At 36.5% G+C, this 23668-nt stretch carries 25 protein-coding genes and 2 pseudogenes; 14 read left to right on the forward strand and 13 right to left on the reverse strand.

The window, feature by feature from the left end; all coding sequences use genetic code 11:
• The first annotated feature begins 265 nt into the window (after positions 1-265).
• Together HMPREF2813_RS07855 and HMPREF2813_RS07860 are read left to right on the forward strand one after the other, a co-directional pair.
• Positions 266-448: a type II toxin-antitoxin system HicA family toxin gene (locus HMPREF2813_RS07855; protein WP_005653907.1), complete on the forward strand. Its 183-nt coding sequence runs from the start codon at positions 266-268 to the stop codon at positions 446-448.
• A 31-nt stretch (positions 449-479) separates the two neighbouring features.
• Complete coding sequence (locus tag HMPREF2813_RS07860; RefSeq protein WP_005653910.1) at positions 480-929, forward strand: type II toxin-antitoxin system HicB family antitoxin; 450 nt, start codon at positions 480-482, stop codon at positions 927-929.
• Between the two features lie 43 nt (positions 930-972).
• Here HMPREF2813_RS07860 and HMPREF2813_RS07865 read toward each other — a convergent pair whose 3' ends face one another.
• On the reverse strand, positions 973-1155 hold the full coding sequence (locus tag HMPREF2813_RS07865) for a hypothetical protein (protein WP_005687174.1): 183 nt from the start codon (positions 1153-1155) through the stop codon (positions 973-975).
• Positions 1156-1636: 481 nt separating this feature from the next.
• Here HMPREF2813_RS07865 and pyrD point away from each other — a divergent pair, with 481 nt between their 5' ends.
• On the forward strand, positions 1637-2656 hold the full coding sequence (pyrD, locus tag HMPREF2813_RS07870) for a quinone-dependent dihydroorotate dehydrogenase (RefSeq protein WP_070647039.1): 1020 nt from the start codon (positions 1637-1639) through the stop codon (positions 2654-2656).
• On the forward strand, positions 2656-3480 hold the full coding sequence (gene rnm / locus HMPREF2813_RS07875) for an RNase RNM (RefSeq protein ID WP_044330120.1): 825 nt from the start codon (positions 2656-2658) through the stop codon (positions 3478-3480). Before pyrD ends, rnm begins: the two co-directional genes overlap by 1 nt.
• A 98-nt stretch (positions 3481-3578) precedes the next feature.
• Here rnm and HMPREF2813_RS07880 read toward each other — a convergent pair whose 3' ends face one another.
• The 3 genes from HMPREF2813_RS07880 to HMPREF2813_RS07890 all read right to left on the reverse strand — a co-directional run bounded on the left by HMPREF2813_RS07880 (position 3579) and on the right by HMPREF2813_RS07890 (position 6769).
• Positions 3579-4187, reverse strand: a complete 609-nt coding sequence (locus tag HMPREF2813_RS07880) for a chalcone isomerase family protein (RefSeq protein ID WP_044330124.1) — start codon at positions 4185-4187, stop codon at positions 3579-3581.
• Between the two features lie 127 nt (positions 4188-4314).
• Positions 4315-5709: a class II fumarate hydratase gene (fumC, locus tag HMPREF2813_RS07885; protein WP_005653919.1), complete on the reverse strand. Its 1395-nt coding sequence runs from the start codon at positions 5707-5709 to the stop codon at positions 4315-4317.
• A 190-nt stretch (positions 5710-5899) separates the two neighbouring features.
• Positions 5900-6769, reverse strand: coding sequence for a glycosyltransferase family 8 protein (locus HMPREF2813_RS07890; protein ID WP_105887562.1), 870 nt, complete (start codon positions 6767-6769; stop codon positions 5900-5902).
• A 196-nt stretch (positions 6770-6965) separates the two neighbouring features.
• Between HMPREF2813_RS07890 and HMPREF2813_RS10030 the strand changes: the two are divergent.
• The 7 genes and pseudogenes from HMPREF2813_RS10030 to valS form a co-directional block, all read left to right on the forward strand.
• Positions 6966-7319, forward strand: a pseudogene (locus HMPREF2813_RS10030) (oxidoreductase); the annotation flags it as partial.
• Between the two features lie 105 nt (positions 7320-7424).
• Entirely contained in the window at positions 7425-7859 is a 435-nt protein-coding gene (locus HMPREF2813_RS07900; protein ID WP_005656707.1) for a DNA polymerase III subunit chi, read from the forward strand.
• An 84-nt stretch (positions 7860-7943) separates the two neighbouring features.
• A complete protein-coding gene (locus tag HMPREF2813_RS09915) occupies positions 7944-8114 on the forward strand; it encodes a hypothetical protein (protein WP_005656709.1) in 171 nt (56 codons plus the stop codon).
• A 12-nt stretch (positions 8115-8126) separates the two neighbouring features.
• On the forward strand, positions 8127-8696 hold the full coding sequence (locus HMPREF2813_RS09920; protein WP_261673696.1) for an ATPase: 570 nt from the start codon (positions 8127-8129) through the stop codon (positions 8694-8696).
• A gap of 26 nt (positions 8697-8722) precedes the next feature.
• Positions 8723-9037, forward strand: coding sequence for a N(4)-acetylcytidine aminohydrolase (yqfB, locus tag HMPREF2813_RS07910; protein WP_011961936.1), 315 nt, complete (start codon positions 8723-8725; stop codon positions 9035-9037).
• A 22-nt stretch (positions 9038-9059) separates the two neighbouring features.
• Entirely contained in the window at positions 9060-9698 is a 639-nt protein-coding gene (locus HMPREF2813_RS07915) for a phospholipase D-like domain-containing protein (protein ID WP_005621317.1), read from the forward strand.
• 47 nt (positions 9699-9745) lie between these two features.
• Positions 9746-12610: a valine--tRNA ligase gene (gene valS / locus HMPREF2813_RS07920; RefSeq protein ID WP_014550751.1), complete on the forward strand. Its 2865-nt coding sequence runs from the start codon at positions 9746-9748 to the stop codon at positions 12608-12610.
• Between the two features lie 31 nt (positions 12611-12641).
• On the opposite strand, the pseudogene hybG reads toward valS, so the two are convergent.
• From hybG to ftnA (HMPREF2813_RS07965), 9 genes and pseudogenes are all read right to left on the reverse strand, one after another.
• Positions 12642-12916 (reverse strand): annotated as a pseudogene (hybG, locus tag HMPREF2813_RS07925) (hydrogenase maturation factor HybG).
• Between the two features lie 113 nt (positions 12917-13029).
• Positions 13030-14460, reverse strand: coding sequence for a bifunctional indole-3-glycerol-phosphate synthase TrpC/phosphoribosylanthranilate isomerase TrpF (gene trpCF / locus HMPREF2813_RS07930; RefSeq protein WP_011961934.1), 1431 nt, complete (start codon positions 14458-14460; stop codon positions 13030-13032).
• A gap of 40 nt (positions 14461-14500) precedes the next feature.
• Positions 14501-15502, reverse strand: a complete 1002-nt coding sequence (gene trpD, locus HMPREF2813_RS07935) for an anthranilate phosphoribosyltransferase (RefSeq protein WP_014550749.1) — start codon at positions 15500-15502, stop codon at positions 14501-14503.
• Between the two features lie 52 nt (positions 15503-15554).
• Positions 15555-15941, reverse strand: a complete 387-nt coding sequence (locus HMPREF2813_RS07940; protein WP_005662273.1) for a tautomerase family protein — start codon at positions 15939-15941, stop codon at positions 15555-15557.
• A gap of 48 nt (positions 15942-15989) precedes the next feature.
• On the reverse strand, positions 15990-16571 hold the full coding sequence (locus HMPREF2813_RS07945; protein ID WP_005688458.1) for an aminodeoxychorismate/anthranilate synthase component II: 582 nt from the start codon (positions 16569-16571) through the stop codon (positions 15990-15992).
• A 12-nt stretch (positions 16572-16583) separates the two neighbouring features.
• Positions 16584-18140, reverse strand: a complete 1557-nt coding sequence (gene trpE, locus HMPREF2813_RS07950) for an anthranilate synthase component I (RefSeq protein WP_014550748.1) — start codon at positions 18138-18140, stop codon at positions 16584-16586.
• Positions 18141-18245: 105 nt separating this feature from the next.
• Positions 18246-19010, reverse strand: coding sequence for a glycosyltransferase family 2 protein (locus HMPREF2813_RS07955; RefSeq protein WP_041174663.1), 765 nt, complete (start codon positions 19008-19010; stop codon positions 18246-18248).
• A 232-nt stretch (positions 19011-19242) separates the two neighbouring features.
• The gene (ftnA, locus tag HMPREF2813_RS07960) at positions 19243-19740 is read right to left on the reverse strand and encodes a non-heme ferritin (protein ID WP_070647041.1); all 498 of its coding nucleotides are present in this window, start codon (positions 19738-19740) and stop codon (positions 19243-19245) included.
• A 19-nt stretch (positions 19741-19759) separates the two neighbouring features.
• Positions 19760-20248 carry a non-heme ferritin gene (ftnA, locus tag HMPREF2813_RS07965; RefSeq protein ID WP_005650594.1) on the reverse strand — a complete coding sequence of 163 codons (489 nt, stop codon included), beginning with the start codon at positions 20246-20248 and terminating at the stop codon, positions 19760-19762.
• A gap of 520 nt (positions 20249-20768) precedes the next feature.
• Between ftnA (HMPREF2813_RS07965) and pstS the strand changes: the two genes are divergently transcribed.
• The 3 genes from pstS to pstA all read left to right on the forward strand — a co-directional run bounded on the left by pstS (position 20769) and on the right by pstA (position 23662).
• Positions 20769-21773, forward strand: coding sequence for a phosphate ABC transporter substrate-binding protein PstS (gene pstS / locus HMPREF2813_RS07970; protein ID WP_014550746.1), 1005 nt, complete (start codon positions 20769-20771; stop codon positions 21771-21773).
• A gap of 91 nt (positions 21774-21864) precedes the next feature.
• Complete coding sequence (gene pstC, locus HMPREF2813_RS07975; RefSeq protein ID WP_005666943.1) at positions 21865-22812, forward strand: phosphate ABC transporter permease subunit PstC; 948 nt, start codon at positions 21865-21867, stop codon at positions 22810-22812.
• Between the two features lies 1 nt (position 22813).
• Positions 22814-23662: a phosphate ABC transporter permease PstA gene (pstA, locus tag HMPREF2813_RS07980; RefSeq protein ID WP_005650601.1), complete on the forward strand. Its 849-nt coding sequence runs from the start codon at positions 22814-22816 to the stop codon at positions 23660-23662.
• Positions 23663-23668 lie beyond the last annotated feature (6 nt).

Here is a 23668-nt window from a genome sequence, read left to right on the forward strand (position 1 = left end):
CACCAAAGATCTTTTTACGGTTAAAACAGGCACCGCTGAACACGGTCACAATTACACTCAGACGCGTATAACAAGCAAAGGCATTGAATTGAGCGTGCTAAGGGCGTAAGATTCCTAAAAGGTGCATTTACTGGGGCGAAGATTAAGTTCATGTTTTTAGGGTAGGGAAGTGCGGTCTATTTTGACCGCATTTTTCTTACATCCATTCTTGATTTGTGTGTATTTGTGTATTATAATTCATTTTGATTAAGACAAAGGAGGATGCATGCACTCAGGTGACTTAATCAAGGAACTTAAAGCAAATGGTTGTTATTTTGTTAGGCATGGAAAAGGTGATCATCAAATTTGGTTCTCGCCGAAAACTGGAAAACGATTTCCAGTTCCGCACCCAAAACAAGATTTAGCAATCGGAACTTTAAAATCCATTAAAAAATCGGCAGGGCTTTAAGCTCTGCCGAGCTTAGTAGGAGGAGTATTAAATGATTTTTACCGTAGGTGTTGAGACCCCAGAAAATGAAAACCAAGCATACGGAATGATTGTCCCTGCACTTTGCCAATTAGATTATGGTTGTTTTAGCGGTGCTGATGATGTCGATGATTTATTACCAATGGTAACAGAAGCCATTACAATGATGCTTGAAGCGATGGTTGAAGATGGTTTTGATCTTACCACGCTAAAGGATAAAGGCGTAACACACTATAAAGCCGATCCTGAATATGCTGATTTTGATACTTGGCTTTTAGTTGATGTCGATATTTCAGAATACTTAGGTAAGAAACAGCGTATTAATGTATCTTTACCTGAATATTTATTAACGCGCATTGATCGCCGTGTTGCAGCAATGGGTAACTACTATAAAGATCGTAGCCATTTCTTAGCAAATGCGGCGCACCGCGAATTGCATGCGCATTCAGATAAAGAAATGTAATCTCTGACTACCCTTGACAATCTCCTATTTCAAGGGTAGTTCTTTATTTATAGTTTTTCTCCATCGCTAAAATCCCTTCCGTTACAATCGCCGTTTTAGATTTGCCTGTTTTCTCGGAAAGTTCAGCAAGCAATTTGATAATATCTTCGTGTAGTTTGTAAGATTGTAGGCGTACACCACGTTTTTTATCGCTTTTGGCGTTAATTTCTGCGCGAGTCATTGCCATAGAAAAGTCCTTGCATTTTGTTTTTTGTTTGATTATAGTGAGGGACATCGGGGGACATCTGACCTTCCCCCTTTGTTCATCTAGCTAATTACTGTACCACTACAGCAAGTTAGCATTAAAACGATGATTAAGATAATGATTTGATAGGGTTTCATTATCTAATCCCTTAAGTAAGCCCCACTCTAGACAGCGTGGGGTTTGCTGTATCTAAAGCACCTTGCCTTAGATGTTGTTATTGTAGTATTAATTACAAATTAACGCAAGTTTTTATCGTATTTATTACATTATTCTTCTTTACATTCTCCAAATTTTCCTCTACTATTTTATTCAAAGTGTCAAAACCTTAGTCCAAAGCGGAAGTCCGCACCCGATAGCATAGCGGTTTTTGTTCCTCGTAGAATACGAGCAACCTTACCTTTAAAGTGCGGTGAAAATTGACCGTACTTTTCTTACAGTAAACTATCCTGAGAGATAAACGAGTATGTATCAATTATTCCGTCACGGCATTTTCCAAATGGATGCTGAAAAGGCTCATGATTTCACGATTCAATGCTTGAAATTAGCCAGTAATCCTTTATTTCAACCGATCTTAAAATCTCTTATTCATGCTCCCAAAGGCTTTCCGAAAACGGTAATGGGTGTAAATTTTCCTAATCCCATTGGATTGGCGGCAGGGGCAGACAAAAATGGCGATGCGATTGACGGCTTTGGTACATTGGGTTTCGGTTTTCTCGAGGTAGGAACAGTCACGCCCGTTGCACAAGATGGGAATGCAAAGCCACGTCAGTTTCGTTTGATTGAAGCTGAAGGCATTATTAACCGTAATGGTTTTAATAATAATGGTATTGACTATCTTATAGAAAATGTGAAAAACGCCCGTTATAAAGGTGTGATAGGCATCAATATTGGTAAGAATAAATTTACATTTTTGGAACAAGGCAAAGATGATTATATTTTCTGTTTAAACAAAGCCTATAACTACGCAGGTTATATTACGGTGAATATTTCATCTCCCAATACACCAGATTTGCGTCAATTACAATATGGTGATTATTTCGATGATTTATTGCGAAGCATTAAGGATCGTCAGGCTATTTTGGCAAACCAATACAATAAATATGTGCCGATTGCGGTAAAAATTGCACCAGATTTAACGGAAAGTGAATTAGTGCAAATTGCGGATACATTGGTTCGTCATAAAATGGATGGCGTTATTGCAACGAATACTACAATTTCTCGTGATACGGTTACGGGGATGAAAAATGCCGAACAGCAAGGCGGATTAAGTGGAAAGCCGTTGCAGCATAAAAGCACGGAGATTATTAAGCGATTACATCAAGAACTGAAAGGTCAGATTCCCATTATTGGTAGCGGTGGCATTGATGGTTTGCAAAATGCACAAGAGAAAATTGAGGCTGGTGCCGAGTTGTTACAAGTTTATTCAGGATTGATTTATCACGGTCCAAAATTAGTAAAAGAATTAGTAAAAAATATTAAATAATGACAAAAAAATACGATTTACATTGCCACAGCACCGCATCAGATGGAGTGTTGAGTCCAACGGAATTAGTGTATCGTGCTTATGCGCAAGGCGTGAATGTGTTGGCATTATGCGATCATGATACGATTGCAGGTATTGATGAGGCTGAGATTGCAGCGAAAGAAGTAGGCATTGAATTAATTACTGGAGTAGAAATCTCCACAAATTGGGAAGGGCGAGGGATCCATATTGTAGGATTAAACTTCGATAAAACTCATCCCAAAATGACCGCACTTTTGCAAAGTCAAAAAGCATTACGGGAAAAAAGAGCGGTGGAAATTGGCGATAAATTAGAAAAAGCAGGGATTCCTAATGCTTATGACGGGGCAAAAGCCTTAGCTGATGGTGAAGTTACGCGTGCTCATTACGCACGTTATTTGGTGCAGATTGGTAAGGTATCTAATGATGGTCAGGCTTTTAAACGCTATTTAGGGCAAGGAAAATCGGCATTTGTTAAAGCTGAATGGGCTGATATTCCCACAGCGATTGAGACAATCCATGCCGCAGGCGGTGTAGCCGTTATTGCGCATCCATTACGTTATAACATGACGGGGAAATGGGTGCGTAAGCTGATAGTCGATTTTAAGGCTTGGGGCGGTGATGGAATGGAAATGGCGGATTGTGGTCAAACAAAAGATCAGCGTCAAATGCTTGCTCGTTGGGCAAAAGAATTTAATCTGCTGGGATCCGTTGGCTCCGATTTTCATTTCCCTTGTGGCTGGATTGAGTTAGGAAAAAATTTAGATTTAGTTGATAGCGTTATCCCAGTTTGGGAAAAATTTTAGTCAGATAGAGAATGTTCAAATAATAAATACCGGTTTCCTTGATAATAATTTATTGGGAAACAGGTATTTTTTATGGCACAAAATATAAAAAACTGAATTTATCCTTGAGATTTTTTCTGACTATCTAATAAATAATTTGGCGGTAATTCAGGTGTAGAATCTTGTTCATCAAAGGATTCAATTTCAGGTTTGAGATAAAATTCAGCCGCTTCATGATTGCTTTTCGTTTTGCCTAATAATTGTGGCTGAAGTTTTACAAAAGTACTATTCGGTGCAAGCCAGATGCCGATAAATGCCTGATTAAATTTAGCATCAAAATCGTGTTCTAAAACTGTATCATTTAAGACGAAGTAGCCTCTATCTGGTAAGGCAATATAGTTCAAAATATCGTTTGGGGAAAAATCAGGAAATGTGGATTGCATTTCTTTAAGCCAGCTTTGAGTATCGCCATCATTAAGTTTTAAGGTTTCGATTTCTTTAATGAGCGTAATCGCAAAATTTTTTCCTTCAATGGGTTTTTCATATTTGAAAGAGAGCATTAATGGACGTTCATTTTCTTGATAAGTGCCCGTTTCAGAAAACAAACCAATGGTATAAACATGGAACGGCCCCCAAGTATATTCGGCATTTCCGATGGGTTGCCAATGGGCAAAAGGTGTGGCAGAAAAAAACGTTATCATTGCCACAAAAAGGGATTTCATTTTCATAATAAATTGCCGTGAATAAAATTGTGTTGATTATAACAAACCGCATCAAAAAGCAAATTAGAAATCAGTAAAAAGGCGAGTAATTTTACTCGCCTTTGATCGTTGTAATGTTAATTTGTGCGATGAATTATTTTAAGCTACCCACCATATCTTCTGGGCGAACCCATTTATCAAAATCTTCGGCAGACACTAAACCTAAATTAATCGCTTCTTCACGTAATGTGGTGCCATTTTTATGTGCGGTTTTTGCAATTTTAGCTGCATTTTCATAACCGATATGCGTATTAAGTGCGGTCACCAGCATCAATGAATTTTCAAGTTGTTGTTTAATGCGTGGATAGTTTGGTTCAATACCCACTGCACAGTGTTCATCGAAAGATACACAGGCATCGCCCAATAATTGAGCAGATTGTAAGAAGTTTGCAATCATCACAGGGTTGAACACATTTAATTGGAAGTGACCTTGTGAACCCACAAATGCGATGGTGGTGTCGTTACCAAATACTTGTGCACAGACCATTGTCATCGCTTCGCATTGAGTTGGGTTTACTTTACCTGGCATAATTGAAGAACCTGGTTCATTTTCAGGAATTAAAATTTCGCCAATTCCCGAACGAGGGCCTGATGCTAATAGACGAATATCGTTCGCAATTTTAAATAAACTCATTGCTAATTGACGTAATGCACCGTGAGTTTCAACAATCGCATCATGAGCGGCTAATGCTTCAAATTTATTATCTGCTGTGACAAACGGAAGTGCGGTGAATTTTGCAATGTAATCTGCCACTTTCACATCATAGCCTTTCGGCGTATTCAAACCTGTGCCAACCGCAGTTCCACCCAATGCTAATTGGCTTAAATGTGGCAGCGTATTTTTTAATGCTTTTAAGCCGAAATCTAATTGAGCTGCATAAGCCGAAAATTCTTGACCTAATGTGAGTGGCGTTGCATCCATTAAGTGAGTGCGGCCAATTTTTACCACGTTTTTGAAGGCTTCAGATTTTGCCGCAAAAGTTTTTTGTAAACGTTCAACACAAGGAATGGTGTGCTCAACTACTTTTTTATATGCCGCAATGTGCATTGCCGTTGGGAAAGTATCATTTGAAGATTGTGATTTGTTCACATCGTCATTTGGGTGAATAATAGATTTTTCACCTAATTTTCCACCGTTTATCACATGTGCACGATTGGCAACTACTTCGTTCACATTCATATTAGATTGTGTACCAGAACCAGTTTGCCAAATAACAAGTGGGAATTGATCATCTAATTTATTTGCTAAAATTTCGTCACAAGCCAGAGCAATTAAATCACGTTTTTCAAGAGGTAATACACCTAAATCATGATTAGCAAATGCGGCTGCTTTTTTCAAATAGCCAAAAGCTTCGATAATTTCATGTGGCATTGATGCGGCTGGGCCAATTTTAAAGTTATTGCGTGAACGTTCAGTTTGTGCAGCCCAGTATTTATCTGCTGGAACTTGAACTTCACCCATTGTGTCTTTTTCAATACGAAATGCCATAAAATACTCCGTTAGTTTTGAAAAGGTGGAATAACAAAATTTAGGGTATATAGTAGCGATTTTGTTTTGTTCAAGCGATAATTTTATGTTGGTTTTATGATGTAGATCACAAAATGCTAGGTAAGATATGGATTAAATATAAAATAAACTCAATGTAATTTTCCTTCCAAAAGAAAAAATGCGGTCAAAATTAACCGCACTTTGACATACAAGGCAATTGGGTTATATTTTTCTGTCTGTCTGTCTGTCTGTCTGTCTGTCTAAGATTATCCCAAGAAAGATGATGATAAAACAAGTATTCTTCATTATAAAAACGAGGAGAGTTAGCTGAATGTTCCTTTAACCAAGGTTTGTTGCTACCAATGTAGTGAATAATATGCGGAGTAAATTTTATTTTCTCTTTATGTTCCATCCATAAATATTCAATAAATTTAACCTGAATATTAAATTTTACAGGTAATAATTTAATCAAATTCGTAGGTATGCTAAAATTAATAACATCTTGATCTCCATACACAAAAAATTCACCATATTTGGCAGCGTACTCAATAAAATACTGCTCAATGTTATTTTCTCGCCATTTATTTAGATTAATTAACATCACTCCCGTATTAATATATTGCTGTTTTTCATAAAATGGATGTTCCCATAAATATTCAGAAAAAAAGTCACTCACACCCGCAATTAAGCTATCTTCTAAATTAATATCCCATAATTCGTCTATAGCCTGATGAATAATAAGATCCATATCAAGATAAATAACTCGTTCAATATGCTGAGGTAAAATTTGATGAAGATATAAACGGAATAATGAAGCAGTGCTTTGGATGTGAGCAGGAGATATTACAGTTGGAAATGAGAATTGATTAATATTAAATTGAATATCGTACAGTGTGTTATCAAATTTAGCACAATGCATTTTTAATTTTTCTAAACTTTCAGCAGGAATACCATCGTGTATTACATAAATATTGATGTTATTATGATGGTAGCAAAGGGATTTTAGTACGGTGTCTAAGTGACTAGCAAAATTACAATCTAGTGTAAATACAATGTTCATTATTACTCCTCAATTTTAATGTTGATTATTCGGATCGTGATTATAAGTATACAAGTAAAAGCAATCTTTTGTTTTTTCAGTAAATCAATAATTGCTGGTGTAATTATTTCGTTCTTGGTTTTGGTTAAAACAAAATAATGCAGGTTATTTTATAGCATAGAGAAAATAAAGTAACCTTATTTGTGATATCAGTAGAATTGTCATTTATGTGTTAGGCGTTTGTAGTGCGCTTTCGGATATGCCAGTTGTTGTCCCAACGGTAAATGAATCACAGCTTTTAGAACTAAGACAACGTAACATTGTTAGTTTGCCTTATCCATAAATAAGCCAACTTGCTTTAACCCTTGCCCCTATTTTACAAGGGACTAATCTTAATCAAATGTTTGTTACCTCTTTATTGCCAGCGTCTTATACAGGTGTGGAAACCGTAACTAAACTTGCTGGACAAACAGCCCATTTATTAAACAGTATTCCATTAGACGAAGAAGATACTCGCTTTGCATTTGATGTCTATCCGCATCAAACACCCTGTTTATCTAATCAATTACAATGAATTATTTTTAATAATATCTATTTAATTATTTATCTTCTAAGGTTTTTTCGTTAAAATTCTCAGTTTTATATGGGGCAAGATTGAGAAAATAACGGGGCTAAAATGGCAAAAACTGCACAATTTTATATTCTTACGGAAAATTGTACTTTAACTGTCGAAGAAATAGCCTGTAATCTTGCTGCTTCAATATGGCGTTCAGGGAAAAAAGTACTAATTAGTTGCGAAAGTGAGAGCCAAGCATTAGAAATTGATGAACTTTTGTGGCAACGAGATCCCAATGAATTTGTTCCGCATAATTTATCAGGTGAGGCAACACAATATCCCACACCGATTGAGATTTCGTGGCTTGGAAAACGAAATTTACAACACCGCGATTTGTTAATCAATTTGCAACAAGAAATCCCAGATTTTAGCCATAGTTTTACCCAAATTATTGATTTTGTGCCGAAAGATGATGCGTTAAAAACACAAGCTCGAGAACGTTATAAACAATTACGTCTGCAAGGTTGGAATCTTTCTACTGAAAACGTGGGTTAATAAATGAACGATATTGCCTTTTATCAACGCTTTCAATTTTGAGTATTGAGCAGTAGGTTTTGAATTAATTAAAGAGGATAATTGATGACTGAACGTGAGAAAATTATTCAACAACAGAAACAACTTAAAGCGTTATTTTCAGTTTGGATGAAAGAGAAAATGAATCACGAGGTGGTTATCTTTCAAAAAACTGATGGCAAGATAGTCGAGCATTATCTGGATGGTTCGGAAAAAATTGTGGGTTATGCAAAATAAAGCGATTTTTTATTGTGGAAAAATGGTTCGGGAAAAAGTACTTTACGTTCTTTTAACCAAGATGCTGTGCAAATTGTGATTGATTCTGATCATATTGCAATGCAGATTAATCCTCAAAATCCAAGACTTGCTGATATTGATGCAGGCAGAAAAGCGATAGGGCTATTTCGTTTTGCTATTAAGCTACATATTGATTTTTCTATGGAATCAACGCTTTCGGGCAATTCAATTATTCAAAGAATGAAAACGGCGAAAGAAAATGGCTTTTATGTGCATTTAAATTATATTGGCGTTAATAGCGTTGAAATAAATCTTGCACGTGTTAAGGCAAGAGTAAAATCTGGCGGGCATTTTATTGCTGAAGATGTTGTAAGAAATCGTTACCAAATTAGTTTAGATAATTTATTTCTTGTTTTGCCATATTGTGATGAAATTTTTATTTATGATAATTCTAGCATTGCGCCTGAATTGATTTTTCAACTAAAAGATAACTGTATTACTCAATTTAGTGAATTTTTACCAAGTTGGTGTGAAAAAATATTGAATAATTTGAGAAATCTAGGATTTGAAAAAATTTTCTAAAATATAACCGCTCTTTAAGGATCAAAATGCAACCAAACGACATCACTTTTTACCAACGTTTTGAAGCGGATATTCTCGCGGGGCGTAAAACCATCACCATTCGGGATAAATCCGAAAGCTATTTTAAAGCGGGTGATATTTTGCGTGTTGGTCGATTTGAAGATAATCAATATTTCTGCACCATTGAAGTGTTAAGTGTTTCACCGATTACCCTTGATGAACTGACGGAGCAACATGCGAAGCAGGAGAATATGGGTTTGGCTGAATTGCGAGAAGTGATTAAAACAATTTATCCCAATGAAAGTGAGTTTTGGGTGATTGAAATTAGGTTAGTAAACTAAAATAAGTAACGATGAGATTATAATGTATAAATTTGCTATTTTTTTAAGAAAGGATGCACAACCGAATTTTTTTAGAAACATTATTTTATCTACATTGAACAATAGTTATTTTGATAAATATGTCTTATGTAGTGCATTTTTTCAGGAAAATAAATTTAGTACTAGTTCAGAGATAATAAGTGCACTTAATTCTACTCGAACAGTTAACATAGATATATATGGTTTATATAGAGGAACATGGAATAAACAATTTAACCAGTTCTGTAGTAATCTGAAAAACTATTATCAGAACTCAAGTTGTTCAACTAATTTTTATAAATTTAAGCCAAATTCCCATGCAAAAATTTTTATAGCAAGAAAACAAAATCTTCCTTTAATTTCAATAATTGGTAGTAGTAATTTAAGTGCTGGAGCATTTGCAGATAGAACTAGCAAGGAAAGATGGAATCAAGAGTGCGATGTTGTAATTTGGGACGATAGTGATTCTTCAAGTAAGAAAATCATAGAAAATATGCTAGAAAATATTCCAAGTGAATTAAAAAGTTTTATTTATATATCTAATTATGATCAAACTTATATTGCATCTGATATATCTTGTTTAGATAAAATTAATGAATTAGAAAATTTAATGAAAAATAATGCTGATATATATCCTGTATAGTTATTACAAATATATAACAGTATAAGTTTTACAAAAAGAGAAAAACAATGACACAAAAATTCGAAATGGCAGATCGTTTTAATCCGTCTGCGGTAGAACAAGCCCTTTATCAACATTGGGAAGAGAGCGGTTATTTTAAACCGTCTGGAAATGAAAATGCGCCGAGCTATTGCATTGCGATTCCTCCACCGAATGTAACAGGTTCTCTACACATGGGACATGCTTTCCAACAAACCTTAATGGATACCTTAATCCGTTTTAACCGTATGGAAGGGCATAACACCTTATGGCAAGCGGGGACAGACCACGCCGGTATCGCAACCCAAATGGTGGTGGAGCGTAAAATCGGGGCTGAAGAAGGTAAAACACGCCACGATTATGGACGTGAAGCGTTCATCAACAAAATTTGGGATTGGAAAGCTTATTCAGGCGGCACAATCAGCCAACAAATGCGTCGTTTAGGAAACTCTATCGACTGGGAACGTGAGCGTTTCACTATGGACGATGGTTTATCGAATGCAGTAAAAGAAGTATTTGTTCGTTTGCACGAAGAGGGCTTGATTTACCGTGGTAAACGCTTAGTAAACTGGGATCCAAAACTTCACACCGCGATTTCTGATTTAGAAGTGGAAAATAAAGAGAGCAAAGGTTCTCTTTGGCATTTCCGTTATCCATTAGCAAATGGTGCAAAAACGGCAGATGGTAAAGATTATTTAGTGGTGGCAACTACACGTCCAGAAACTATGTTGGGCGATACAGCGGTGGCGGTGCATCCTGAAGATGAACGTTATCAATCTTTAATCGGTAAAACCGTGGTTCTGCCATTGGCTAATCGCGAAATTCCGATTATTGCCGATGAATATGTGGATCGTGAATTCGGTACTGGTGTAGTGAAAATTACCCCAGCTCATGACTTCAATGACTACGAAGTGGGTAAACGTCACGGCTTGCCAATGGTTAATGTATTAACTTTAAATGCAGATATTCGTGATGAAGCGGAAATTATCGGTACTGACGGCAAACCACTTGCGGGTTATGAGGCGACTATTCCTGCGGATTACCGAGGCTTAGAGCGTTTTGCTGCACGTAAAAAAATCGTGGCAGATTTTGAATCGCTAGGTTTATTAGACGAAATTAAACCACACGATTTGAAAGTGCCTTATGGCGACCGTGGTGGCGTGCCGATTGAGCCGATGCTAACTGACCAATGGTATGTTAGCGTGAAACCGCTTGCCGATGTAGCAATTAAAGCGGTGGAAGACTGCGAAATCCAATTCGTGCCAAAACAATATGAAAACCTTTATTTCTCTTGGATGCGTGATATTCAAGATTGGTGTATTTCTCGCCAACTTTGGTGGGGACACCGTATTCCAGCGTGGTATGACACGGAAGGCAACGTTTATGTTGCGCGTAACGAAACAGAAGTGCGGTCAAAATACAACTTAGATTTTGCGGTTGAACTTAAACAAGATGAAGACGTGCTGGATACGTGGTTCTCCTCAGGCTTGTGGACGTTCTCCACTTTAGGTTGGCCAGAGCAAACTAAAGAGCTCAAAATGTTCCACCCAACGGATGTGTTAATCACTGGTTTTGATATCATCTTCTTCTGGGTTGCGCGTATGATTATGTTTACGATGCACTTTGTGAAAGATGAAAATGGCAAACCACAAGTACCATTCAAAACCGTGTACGTAACGGGATTAATCCGTGATGAGCAAGGTCAAAAAATGTCGAAATCAAAAGGTAACGTACTTGATCCAATCGATATGATTGACGGTATCAGCCTTGACGATTTACTTGAAAAACGCACTGGCAACATGATGCAGCCGCAATTAGCAGAGAAAATCGCCAAAGCAACTCGCAAAGAATTTGCGGACGGAATTGCTGCTCACGGTACAGACGCATTGCGTTTTACATTAGCTGCGTTGGCTTCAAATGGTCGTGATATCAACTGGGATATGAAACGTTTAGAAGGCTACCGCAACTTCTGTAATAAATTATGGAATGCAAGCCGTTTCGTATTAACGAATGACAAATTAGATTTAAGTGAAGGCGAGATCGAGTTTTCATTAGCCGATCGTTGGATTCAATCGGAATTCAATCGCACAGTAGAAACTTTCCGTAACTCATTAAGCCAATATCGTTTCGACCTTTGTGCTAATGCAATTTATGAATTTACCTGGAACCAATTCTGCGACTGGTATTTAGAATTGACTAAACCAGTATTTGCCAACGGCAACGCAGCACAAATCCGTGCAGCAAGCCAAACCTTGGTTCACGTGTTAGAAAAATTATTACGTTTAGCACATCCGCTTATTCCATTTATTACTGAAGAAATTTGGCAAAAAGTGAAAGGATTTGTCGGCATTACGGCTGACAGCATTATGTTGCAACCTTTCCCACAAGTGGAAGAAAACGGCTTTGATCCAGAAGCAGAAGCTGAAATTGAGTGGTTAAAAGAAGTGATCGTTGCGGTGCGTAATATTCGTGCAGAAAGCAACATCGCACCAAGTAAAGGTTTAGATCTGTTATTCCGTAATTTAAGCACAGAAAATGCAAAAATTCTCGAAAAACAGACCGCTCTTTTAAAAGCCATGGCGAAATTAGACAACGTTCAAGTGTTAGCCGCAAACGAAACCGCACCACTTGCCGTAGCGAAACTCGTGGGCAATGCTGAATTGCTCGTGCCAATGGCAGGCTTTATCAATAAAGAAGCTGAGCTTGCCCGTTTAACCAAAGAGATTGAAAAATATCAAAACGAAGTTAAACGTATCGAAAACAAACTTAGCAATGAAGCTTTCGTGGCTAAAGCACCTGAAGCGGTGATTGCGAAAGAACGTGAAAAACAAGCAGAATACCAATCTGGATTAGAAAAAATCCAAGAGCAGTATAAGGCGATTGAAGCGTTGTAAAAACATAAAGAGTAGGCATTATGCCTACTTTTTATTTTTGATTTAGTCCTAAAAAATCCCCAACTTCATGTTCGAGTTGGCTCATTGTGATCAGAGCCTCTTGGGTTTTCTTAGCTTCATCTTCATCAATAACACTCATTGCAAAGCCCACATGAACAAGCACCCATTTGCCAAGTAAATCGGCTGGATTTCTCGTGCAGATTAGTGAAATATTTACTTCACGTTGTACGCCACATACATCTACTGTGGCAAGTTGAAGAGAATTTTCATCAATTTTGACAATTTGACCAGAACGCCTAAACACATAATATTTTTACTCCTATTGGTATTTAAGCTGAAATATAGGTTTATTTTACTATTAGGATCTAGATCAATAGTTGCACATTTCTGGTTATTTAGTGATTTCTATGTTATTAAAATTAATAAATATTATTAAAAACTAACCGCACTTTTTCTTGATCTTTTACGCCCGCAGAACTTTCCACCCCAGAATTAATATCCAAGCCTAAGCAATTTTGTTGAATGGCTTGTTCCACATTATTTGGTGAAATGCCGCCAGCTAAAATAATCTTGTGTTTAAGATTTTCAGGAATTAATGACCAATCAAAAGTTTTCCCCGTGCCACCTTGCTGGTTCGATGTTTGGCTATCAAAAATATAACGTTCTACATTTAAATTATCGGTAAAATCGACCGCACTTTGGGCTTCAGTATTGACCGAAATAGCTTTCCAAATTTGCGTGTTTTTTGGTAGTTGCTGGCGAAGTGCGGTAATAAATGCTTCAGTTTCTGCACCATGTAATTGCACCGCATAAAGCTGTAACTGGTTGGCTATTTTGACGATAAAGTCAATTTCTTGATTCTGAAAAACACCAACAAATCGAAGTGGCGCAGCGGTTACTAATTCTTGCGCTTGGCGTAAACTCACACAGCGTTTTGAATGTTCTGCGAAGATTAATCCGCCGTAGAGTGCGCCGTTTTCGTAAACGATTTTGACATCTTGCGCGCGCGTTAAACCGCATACTTTATTTTCTCCAAAAATTACCGAGCGAACCGCATTATTCAAATCTTGGTTGCCCATTAAGCTGCTCCCAATTAAGAAACCATGCGCCACTTTTTGTAATTGACGAATTTGCTTGTGATTGTAAATGCCTGATTCGCTAATAATACGTATATCAGCAGGAATACAGTCGGCGTATTTTTCAGTGAGTTCAACAACACGATTTAAATCCACAGTTAAATCGTGCAAGTTACGATTATTAACACCAATGATTTTCGCACCAAGCGCAAGGGCACGTTCAAATTCTTCTTCATTACTGGTTTCTGTCAATACGCCCATGCCAAGAGAATGCGCAAGCTCTGCCAGCACACGATAAGTCTCATCGTTTACCACAGAAAGCATTAATAAAATCGCATCCGCTTGATAGTAGCGAGCAAGGTAAACTTGATATTCGCTAATCATAAAATCTTTGCAAAGCACAGGTTGGCTTACGATACCGCGAACTAACGGCAAGAACTCAAAATTGCCTTGGAAGTATTTTTCATCTGTCAGAACAGATACAGCAGAGGCATAATGTTTATAGACATTGGCGATTTCTTCCAAATTAAATTCAGCACGAATTAATCCCTTAGAAGGAGAGGCTTTTTTACATTCCAAAATGTAAGCGGGCTTTTGATGCGTACCTTTTGCTAACGCATCATAAAAAGAGCGGTCAGAGTTTTGAATGTTTTGTTTAAATTGTGAAAGGGGAAATTCCTTTTCTTTTGCTTTAACCCATTGCGCTTTATCAAGCACGATTTTTTGTAGCACCGTAGCGGAATCAATGGGTTTGGTAAAATCTTGAGTGATCATCATTTTTCTTCTTATTGTGGTGTATCAAATTAGCTTTTTATTAATATGTGGTTAATTTCTGTAATGTTTTAAAGGCGTTGCCTGATACAAGATGTGCCAATACATTTTGCACATTTTGTTTTAAGTCATCATGCCCGAATAATTTCAATAATAATGCCGTATTTGCAGCCACCGCATTAGCGTGTTCAGCTTTTCCTTTACCTTGTAAAAGTGCGGTCAGATATTGGGTATTTTCTTGTGGTTCACCACCGCGAAGACTTTCGAGGGATTGCGTTTTTAAGCCAAAATCTTCAGGCGTTAAAGTGAAATATTCAATTTTGCCATTTTTAATTTCTGCCACTTGTGTTTCGCCGTGCAATGCGACTTCATCTAAGCCAGAACCATGTACAACAAAGGAATGTTGATGTTCTAAGGCAACTGCGGTTTCAGCATAGGTTTTTACTAATTCAGGCACATATACGCCAAGTAAATGATAAGTTGGGCGAGCAGGATTGATAAGCGGCCCTAAAATATTAAATATAGTGTGCGTTTTTAAAGCGGTACGGACTGGCGCAACATGACGGAAACTAGAATGATATTGTTGAGCAAATAAAAAACAGACACCAATTTCATCTAATGCTTGTCGAGCTTGCTCTGGTGTGACGTTCACATTAACGCCAAGTGCGGTAAGCACATCGCTAGCACCTGATTTACTCGACACGCTACGATTGCCATGTTTTGCCACTTTTGCTCCCATTGATGCCGCAACAATCGCACTGGTAGTGGAAATATTAATAGTGTTTTGACCATCGCCTCCTGTTCCTACAATATCCGCAAAAGGATAATCTGGACGTGGAAATGCTTTGGCATTTTGTAATGAGGCGGCAACCGCACCCGAAATTTCCTCAGTATTTGCTCCCCGCACTTTTAAAGCAATAAGCATTGCAGCAATTTGTTCATTGGAAAGCTCACCTTGGATGACTGCATTAAAAAGAGCAGTGCTTTCTGAGGTTGAAAGTGAATGTCCGCTATAAAGTTGTTCTAATAATTGGTTGTGTTGCATAGTCTATTCCTGTTTTTCTTTGTATATGGATTTGTTAATTTTCTATATTTTATTAAACATAAATATCGTAATCTAAATCGCGCGCCTCATCGCCTGTCATTCCTCGGAAACCCCAGCAATGTGCCGGTTGTTCTTTAATCGTAATTTCCACATCGTGAGCTCGAATACCGAGTTTGTACTCTAATTCGCTAAATAGCATTTTTATCAAGCGTTTTTTTGTGCCTTCCATACGACCAGCCATCAGGTTAATTTCGATGACGGTGTAATCATCGCTACGATCAAAAGGGTAGTAAAAATCTTCTTTTTCTAAACACAAAAAGCGAATCGCGTGCTTGCCTTTTGGAATGTCTAATCCGAGATGAAGACTGTTATAAATTACTTCCGCGAGTTGTTCACGACGTGGTGCGAGTTTGGATTTAAGTCCGAATACAGTGATCATTTTTTCTCCTTTAAAGTGCGGTTAAAAATCACCGCACTTTTTTCTGTCTTATCTATTTAACAACCATTCAATTGATTGTTGTAATAATTGCGAACCTTGCACAGTTAAAATACTTTCAGGGTGAAATTGGAATGCGCAAATGGGTAAATCACGATGACGAATTGCCATGATAATGCCATTATATTCCGCATTGACGATAAATTCTTTTGGTAAATCTTGTCCCATTAAAGAATGATAACGCGCCACAGGCATTGGATTTGCAAGATCTTTAAACATCGCTTCGTTATCATGGGATATACGAGAAACTTTACCATGCAACACTTCGCCAGCGTGAACAACCTTACCACCAAAGGCTTGAATCAACGCTTGATGACCTAAACAAATTCCAATAATCGGCACTTGATTTTTTAAGCGTTCGATCAATGGCAGTAAAATCCCAGCTTCTGATGGCGTTCCTGGCCCTGGAGAAAGTGCAAGAATGGTATCAGGTGTATTGAGTGCGGTTTCTACCAGTTTTTCTAAATCACAGTCATTACGATAAATTGTGACGTTGTGACCTAATACACGAAATTGATCCACAAGATTGTAAGTGAAGGAATCGAAGTTATCTAAAAATAAAATATTAGCCATAATAATTCTTCCTTATTTTGCTTGTGTATTAACTTGACGAATTGCTTTTAAGACAGCCGCAGCTTTGTGGCGTGTTTCATCAGCTTCCATTTGTGGATCAGAATCCAATACTTCTCCGCAACCTGCCTGTACATGAGCTATGCCATTTTGTACAAAAGCAGAACGAATTACGATACAGGTATCAAAATGTCCATCGGAAGTGAGATAACCCACCGCACCACCGTAACTATGGCGTTTTTGCTGCTCAAATTGATAAATAAGCTGCATTGCTTTGATTTTTGGCGCACCAGTTAATGTGCCCATATTCATACAGGCTTGATAGGCGTGAAGCGCATCTAACTCAGGGCGTAATTTACCCACTACGCGAGAGACCAAATGCATGATGTGAGAATAGCGATCCACCTGCATTAATTCAGCTACTTTACGCGTACCGCTTTGGCAAACTCGAGCAATGTCGTTACGTGCTAAATCAACCAACATTAAATGTTCCGCTTGTTCTTTGTGATCAAGGCGAAGTTCTAGTTCTAAACGTGCATCTAATTCAGGATCGATATTGCCGTGAGCATCAAAACCACGAGGGCGTGAACCTGCGATTGGGTAAATTTCTAACTGACGATTTTCTGGTGCATATTTCAGCGCACTTTCTGGCGATGCACCAAACAAAATAAAGTCTTCATCATTCATATAGAACATATAAGGGCTTGGATTATTTTGTTTGAGTTGGGCATAACTGGCTAATGTATTCGGGCAAGCAAGGGAAAAACGACGAGAAGGCACAATTTGGAATACATCACCAATGTTAATATGGTGTTTTAAGGCTTTCACTATGCCAGTAAATTCAGGATCGTCAAAGTTTGTTTTAACTTCATCACTTGCCGCTTTAATAGAAAGAACGTGATCAATATTTTTTAGTTTTTGTGCGATAGAAAGGGAAGTTTTCGCAATATTGACTTGTTCTTCTTGAGCAAAACAGAAACTTTTAAGTGTTGCTTGTTGATTTTGATGGTCGATAGTAATGAGGTGTTCGGCAAGATAGAAACTGTAATCAGGGCAGTTGATACCATCATTTTTTAATGTAATGCCATCCATTGGAATGAAATTTGCGACGAGATCGTAAGCAAATAATCCGCCTAAGAAAATAGGCGTTTGGCTATGTTGATAAAGACTAGAAATAACACGCAGTCCATCAAAAATAGTTGCAGACTGTAATTTACTATCTTCATCGAGTTGATTATCAAGTGGCGAAAATTGTACAGAAAATTCGTCTTCAAAATTGACCGCACTTATTTTTCCAAGTGCGGTTAATTTTGGATGAATTTCTTTTAAAACTTGTTTTCCATTCTTATTTAAAGCTTTAAATGTGACGTTGTGACCTAAACAAGTTATCTTAACTGCAGCATTAACTAAAATAAGACTTTGTAAACTATTTTTACTCCCGATTTCGGCAGAGTCGAGTAGAAGAGAATTTGAATTAGGTTGGCAAAGTGTATTAAAAATAGCGGTGGTATCAGCATAATAGGGAATTGATTGAGCTGTCACCGCAATAAAGGCTTGAGTTTGAATGTTCATATTTATTTATCCTTTTGGAAAATTTTGTACTATTAAACTAGTGCAAAAAAAATAAGTCAAGCCTGATTTTTATTTTTTATACTTTTTGATTAAAAATTGTATTTTTTATTCCTTTGCCCAAGGGCGACCTCCATAATATTCTATATTTTGCTGATTTATCACTTCTAATATTTGTGCAGAAAGATTATTGTTATCTTCATCTGACAAGGATAATTGAGGAAAAACACGACGAACAGCAATTAGTTTATTGAAATCAGCTCTGTATTTAACGGTATATTTTCCTGAAGTTTGACCTATTAACCCCAAACTTTTTAAGGCAGATAAAAAGCTGCGATCACCAATTAATGGTGTGTTCCAACTATATGAAGTTTTTTGTGCAATCTCACGAGGTACGGCGTAACAATTAGTATCAATATGTCCATTAACTTCATTAAAAGTAAAATGTATTTGTTTCTGAATATCTTCTATTTTAACATCTACGAAAATATCGCTTTTTGTATTCCAATTTCCGAGAGAGTCAAAATCATCATTGCAAATAAATTGATGATTTGAATCGTAAAAAGATCGCAAGGAATAAGCAAAATCAGCACCTTGCTCAATCACGTTTACTAAGCTTTCCACGTGATCTTCTCGTAGCTGATTGTCATCATCTAAGTAACAAATAATATCTTCTTCCACAAGAAAAGTCGCTGCTGCGTTAATGGCTCCGTTAAGTATTCCATTTTTTCCTGTATTCATTGGCAAATAAATAGGAATTACATCAGGAAATTGTTCCAATATAGATTTGGCTTTATCCCAGAAAATATTGCCATCAACAAATACATAATGCTTACATGGATAAGTTTGATTTTGTACGCTTTTAATAGCCAAAGATAATTCTGGACGACCTATTGTTGAAGTTACTACCGCAACGGTTTTATTATTTTGGTTGGTTGGTTGGTTGGTTGGTTGGTTGGTTCATCAGTATAAATCCTTTTCATTTTTATAATACCTTGATTAACTCAAAATATGCAATAGAAAATATTTTGGAAAATTTAGAATAAAATAATCTGGCAGACACATTATTTTAAATAAAAGATCTGCCAGATTTGATAATCTATAATTAGGCTTTAGTAGAGAGATTACCTAAATCCTTATCGATTAGGAACAAGCCTTTGCCATCTTCTCCAAGAAAATTTAATTTATCTAAAATACTGCTAAATAATTTTTCTTCTTCATGTTGTTCTTCCACATACCATTGTAAGAAATTAAATGCAGAGTAGTCTTTTTCTTCAAAGGTTTTACCTACTAATTCATTGATTTTACTGGTAATTAATTTTTCATGCTCATAGGTAGTTTCAATTATTTCTTTTAATGATTTATATTCATGTGTAGGTGCTTCAATTGCAGAAATTACAGCAAGTGAGCCAGTTTCATTTAAATAAGTAAATAATTTACGCATATGTTGCATTTCTTCAGCAGCATGAACTGATAAAAATTTTGCAGTGCCTTCAAAGCCTTGCTGATCGCACCAAGCACTCATTTGTAAATATAAATTAGAAGAATAAAACTCTAAATTCATTTGATCGTTTAATAGTTTTACTACATTTTCTGATAACATACTATTTTCTCCTATCTATCTATTCCAAAGTTGCGAGTTCACGATCAATAAAGAATAATCCTTTACCATCTTCGCCAACAAGATTAAATCTATCAATAATTCCACTAAATAATTTTTCTTCTTCATGCTGTTCTGCTACATACCACTGCAGGAAGTTAAAAGTAGAGTAGTCTTTGCTTTCAAAAGTAACTTCAACTAATTCATTGATTTTTGACGTGACTAATTTTTCATGTTCTAAAGTTATTTCAAAAACTTCTCTTAATGAAGAATAATCATGTTTAGGAGCATCAATTTTTCCTAAAATAGGCATACCACTAGTTTCACTTACATAATTAAACAGTTTTTGCATATGTTCTAATTCTTCATCAGCATGACGAAGTAAGAAGGTAGCAGCCCCCTCATAACCGTGTTTTGAACACCATGCACTCATTTGTAAATAAACATTAGAAGAGTAGAACTCTAAGTTAATTTGGTCGTTCAGCTTGTTTATGATTATTTGATTAAGCATAACTAATTCCTTTCCATTTTGATTGATAAAATGCAATAAAGCGTAATTTGCGACAATCATTTTAAATTCACAAATGATAATTGCAAGTTTTTTTATCAAAAATTTTGATATAACTAATTAATTTTAAAAAGAAAAATAAAAAACAATTATTATCATTTACATAATTCTATATAAATTAAATATGACGTTGTCACAATAAAACTAACAAATTTTAAATTAGTATTAGATATGTCTTTATTTTCCTCCTTAGATTTGGATGAAAATTTAGATTATCGAGTAAACATGAAAACTTACCAACTTTTATTAAACCTAAAGATCGTTATCAATTAATTGACAAATGTAATATCATTCTGCTAGAAAAACACGGTACAAATTTACCTGTACTTTTCTTATAACTACTTTCTTTTGATTATCCATTTAAAATTTTTCATATTGTCATCAAACTGTCACAATTATTTTCTACACTTCGCTACGCAATCTAAATAACACTCAAGGAGAATTTGTTATGTTTATGCATAAAATGAAAAAAAATCTTATTATCGTTTTAACCTTAGGTACGTTACCTTTTGCTCAAGCTAATAGCATCACTGGTGCTGGAGCGTCTTTCCCTTATCCAATTTATGCGAAGTGGGCATCTTTATATGAGAAAGAAACTGGGAATAAAGTTAATTATCAATCCATCGGTTCGGGCGGCGGACAACAGCAAATTATTGCAAAAACGGTTGATTTTGGTGCCTCTGACGATCCGATGAAATCCGAATTATTACAACAACACCAACTAGTCCAATTCCCTGCGGTTATCGGTGGTATAGTGCCTGTTGTTAATTTGCCTGAAATTAAACCTGGTAAATTAAAGTTATCAGGTAAGCTGTTAGCAGAAATCTTCCTTGGTAAGATTAAAAAATGGAACGATCCTGACTTAGTTGCATTAAATCCAACGCTTCCTTTACCAAATAAAAACATTATTGTGATTCATCGTTCAGACGGCTCTGGAACAACATTTGGCTTCACTAATTATCTATCTAAAGTTTCGAACGATTGGAAAAATCAAGTTGGTGAAGGTAAATCAGTGAAGTGGTTAACAGGTCAAGGTGGAAAGGGGAATGAGGGAATTGCTTCTTATGTTCGCCAAATGAAATACACCATTGGTTATGTAGAGTATGCCTATGCCAAACAAAATCAGCTTGCTTGGATTTCATTACAAAATCAAGCAGGGCAATTTGTACAGCCTTCTAATGAAAGTTTCATGGCAGCTGCAAGTCACGCAAAATGGCACGAAAAGGCGGGAATGGGTGTTATATTAACCAATGAAACGGGGGAAAAATCTTGGCCAATTACGGCAGCGAGTTTTATTTTATTAAATAAATATTCTGACAATCCTGAAACAACTAAAAATGTATTAGCCTTTTTTGATTGGGCATTCTCAAGAGGGCAAGATGCGGCAACTGAATTAGATTATGTGCCAATTCCAGCTGATGTGGTATCTACCATTAAAAGTCAATGGAAAACAGAGCTAAAACAATAAAAATCTCTTTATTTTATACCGCACTTTATACAAAACCTAGCACTTAACATTAATAAAGTGCGGTTATCTTAAATAATTTTGGAAAATACTTATGCTCACAAAAAGTCGGAAATATTTTAATCAAACATGGATTGAATCATTATTCAAACAGACTACGGCATTGTTTGCTTTGCTTGTGTTTATTTTACTTGCTGCTATTTTAATTTCTTTAGTCATAGGAAGCTGGGAAAGTATTAAACGTTTTGGTGGGAGTTTTCTATTAGAAACATATTGGGATCCTGTACAAGAACAATATGGGGCAATTATTCCTATTTTAGGTACGCTTATTACGGCGGGTATCGCATTATTTATCGCAGTACCCATTTCATTTGGTATTGCTATTTTTTTAACGGAGCTAGCTCCCAATTGGCTAAAACGTCCTATAAGCATTGCAATTGAAATGCTAGCTGCAATTCCTTCTATTATTTACGGAATGTGGGGGTTGTTTGTTTTCGTTCCATTATTTCAAGAACATATTCAGCCAGTACTAATTGACAATTTGGGTAGTTTACCTGGATTAGAATTATTTTTTTCTGGCGTACCTTTTGGTGTTGGTTTATTTACGGCAGGATTAGTGCTTGCCATAATGATCATTCCTTTTATTGCATCCGTAATGCGGGATGTCTTTAGTATAGTACCACCAATGTTAAAAGAAGGTGCTTATGGATTAGGTGCAACCACTTGGGAAGTGGTTCGACAAGTGATTGTACCACACACTAGAATAGGGCTTGTTGGGAGTGTGATGCTAGGATTGGGAAGAGCATTGGGCGAAACAATGGCTATCACTTTTATTATAGGTAATTCGTTTCAATTGCCTAATTCCTTATTTTCACCTTCTACCTCAATCGCATCTGCTATTGCTAACGAATTTAATGAAGCAGGTGGATTACAAAAATCTGCATTGATGGAATTAGGATTACTTCTCTTTGTTATCACAACTATGGTATTGATTTTATCAAGATTAATGATTACAAAAATGCAACAAACAAAAGGGAAATAAGATGAAAACTAATCAAAACTTGCGTTTTTATTGGCGTAAAACACACAATAAATTAATGTTAGGGCTTTCCTATATTTCAGTAATTATCGGCTTATTTTGGTTGTGTTGGATATTATTCACTCTAATTACCAAAGGCATTCCAGCTTTATCAATTGATTTATTCACACAATCTACCCCTGCCCCTAATGAAAAAGGGGGATTGTTAAATGCACTGATTGGTTCGTTTTTTATTGTCGGTGCGGGTACATTGATAGGCACGCCTATAGGGGTATTGGCAGGAACGTATTTGGCAGAATATGGTCGTTATAGCCGTTTCGCACAAATTACCCGTTTTCTTAATGATATTCTTCTTTCTGCCCCTTCTATTATTATTGGTTTGTTTGTTTACAGCTTATATGTATCAAAAATCGAGCATTTTTCAGGGTGGGCTGGAGCATTCGCATTAGCTTTATTGCTTATTCCTATCGTGGTACGCACCACGGACAATATGTTATTACTTGTACCAAATAATTTACGTGAAGCAGCGGCAGCTCTTGGTTGCTCTCAATGGCAAGTTATTATGATGATTTGTTATCGAGCAGCTAAATCAGGGATTTTAACTGGCGTGCTATTAGCAGTTGCCCGAATTTCAGGAGAAACTGCACCGCTATTATTTACCGCTCTGTCTAATCAATTTCTATCTTGGAATATGAATGAACCTATCGCAAATTTACCTGTAGTTATTTATCAATATGCAGCAAGTCCTTTTACAGATTGGAATAATCTAGCTTGGGCAGGTGCAGCTCTAATAACATTATTTGTGCTTTGCTTAAACATTTTCACTCGACTCTTCTTTCAACATAAAAAATAATGAGGC

Origin of the sequence: Haemophilus sp. HMSC066A11, assembly GCF_001811665.1 — a bacterium.
GTDB classification, from domain to species: domain Bacteria; phylum Pseudomonadota; class Gammaproteobacteria; order Enterobacterales; family Pasteurellaceae; genus Haemophilus; species Haemophilus influenzae.